The following is a 1,674-nucleotide window of genomic DNA, read 5'->3' on the forward strand; positions in this document are numbered from 1 at the left end:
CGGTGGAAAAGCGGCTGGTGGAAAATTATCCACCCCGCGCCTGGCAGGTGCAGTACGGCGAAACCAAGGCAGGGTTAAGACGTAAGATGATAAAAGCAGCCATGGACAGAAACTACCTCGCGTCAGTCCTTGCGGGGCGGGCTTTCGTAATCTTGCCCTGCAGTGAAGGACGGTATGTGGATGCGCTGCGGCTGAAGGGGCAATACTCGTAATATATAAAATAATATTTTTCCAGATAATATTTTCGATACAAACAATTAGTATTTAATGAGAGTAAAATGACCAAGCTTAAATATGATGAGAATAGTTTGCTGGCCGAATACTATGAAAAAACAAATATTGATGGCGATATCATTATACATAAGGATGGTAGGAGGACGTATTTATTAAATCAAAATACTGGTTCGATTACGGCTGTGATAAGATGGAAGTATGAGTGGTATAAAGATAATACCGTTACAGATGACTGGATTATATGGGAAAAAGCTATTTTTATGCGAGCGATATATTTATCTGTTCAGCAGGCATGGAATGGGAAAATAACTTATTCTGTTTCCGGTGAATCTGAGTTCGCTAAAAAATTTCAGGGTAAAGCTTTGCCTTTTGATGTAAGAATAATTTCTGCATCTCAGAATGAAGACTGGTTGGTTATTGCAACAAAGGTTTTGCCTGGTGCTGATTTAAGAACATATGTTGATTTTAAAAACAGTACGGTTCATGTTGATTCAGCGGACCTGGAAAAAGTAGCGAAATGTATTAACTGTAATAATACGTTGCAAGTAAATATACCTCATGAAGCCGGACATGTACTTGGTTACTTAGATGATGATTATGATTCTTCGTCTCCGTATGTTGGAGATATTAGTGGGTTGATGAATGTGGGAATGGAGCTTCGGGAACGATACCTTAAAAACGCAACTATAACGTTGAATGTCATAATGCCTGAAACTAAATTTACTTTATTGAATGTAACCAAATGAAATTTTTCTGTATTATAGTGATTTTCCTTTCAATAACTTACATAACTACAGTGAATGTTTTCTCGCCTTCTGCAGTTGCTCAATCCACCAAATATTATGAAGAAAATGATATACATGATGGAAGTAATGACATCTTTTTTATGAAGAAATATGGGCCGCCTGCTCATGAGTTCGTGAGGCCACGATATAAATTTGTTGGTGAGTATTATATCGGCTTGAATCAAACTTATCGCATAACAGATCCTGAATTTCAAAATGTTCCTATTAAGGAAATGTTCTGGAATTTGCAGGGGGATTTGAATCTGACATGTTGGTTTCATTATAAAGACGGGCAATGGAGAGTGATTACTTATATTTTTTGGCCACCAGGGGCTAGATTTTAATCCGGTATTAAAGGAGCAAATATCATGAGTTTTGTATCTACGGGTAATAAACCAGTTGGAAACGGTGGACCCGTCATCACCACACCACCAATAGCTGGCGAAAGTGGCAGTATGAGCACAGGTTCAGCCGCAACCGATGTAGCTGATGCCGCCGAGCAGATGGCAGAACAGGCAGTGGCGGACCTGTTTGGTGCGTTGCCGGAACCGTCAGGTCTGGTTAAAGCCGCAGTAGCCGCTGCGCAAGCCGCCGCCGCAGCAGCAGGGATATCGGATATGGCTGGTGCAGTTCAGGATGCGGCGGCGTCGCTTGC

Annotated in this window: 2 protein-coding genes and 3 pseudogenes; all 5 read left to right on the forward strand. The window is 41.1% G+C overall.

The window, feature by feature from the left end; genetic code table 11:
- A pseudogene (locus HEN33_RS27200) lies at nucleotides 1-65 on the forward strand (hypothetical protein); the annotation flags it as partial.
- Nucleotides 66-137, forward strand: a pseudogene (locus HEN33_RS27205) (hypothetical protein); the annotation flags it as partial.
- A gap of 141 nt (nucleotides 138-278) precedes the next feature.
- A complete protein-coding gene (locus HEN33_RS24835; protein ID WP_176262517.1) occupies nucleotides 279-980 on the forward strand; it encodes a hypothetical protein in 702 nt (233 codons plus the stop codon).
- Nucleotides 977-1,363, forward strand: a complete 387-nt coding sequence (locus HEN33_RS24840) for a hypothetical protein (protein ID WP_094030461.1) — start codon at nucleotides 977-979, stop codon at nucleotides 1,361-1,363. The genes HEN33_RS24835 and HEN33_RS24840 overlap by 4 nt, the downstream gene beginning before the upstream one ends.
- A 24-nt stretch (nucleotides 1,364-1,387) precedes the next feature.
- Nucleotides 1,388-1,674, forward strand: a pseudogene (locus tag HEN33_RS24845) (type VI secretion system Vgr family protein); the annotation flags it as partial.

The sequence above is a fragment of the Escherichia sp. 94.0001 genome, assembly GCF_013369155.2.
GTDB lineage: Bacteria > Pseudomonadota > Gammaproteobacteria > Enterobacterales > Enterobacteriaceae > Escherichia > Escherichia coli_F.

What these genes read in the sequence shown, in the direction of transcription:
- HEN33_RS24835 (WP_176262517.1), top strand. Translation starts at nt 279, where the DNA reads ATGACCAAGCTTAAATATGATGAGAATAGTTTGCTGGCCGAATACTAT.
- HEN33_RS24840 (WP_094030461.1), top strand. Translation starts at nt 977, where the DNA reads ATGAAATTTTTCTGTATTATAGTGATTTTCCTTTCAATAACTTACATA.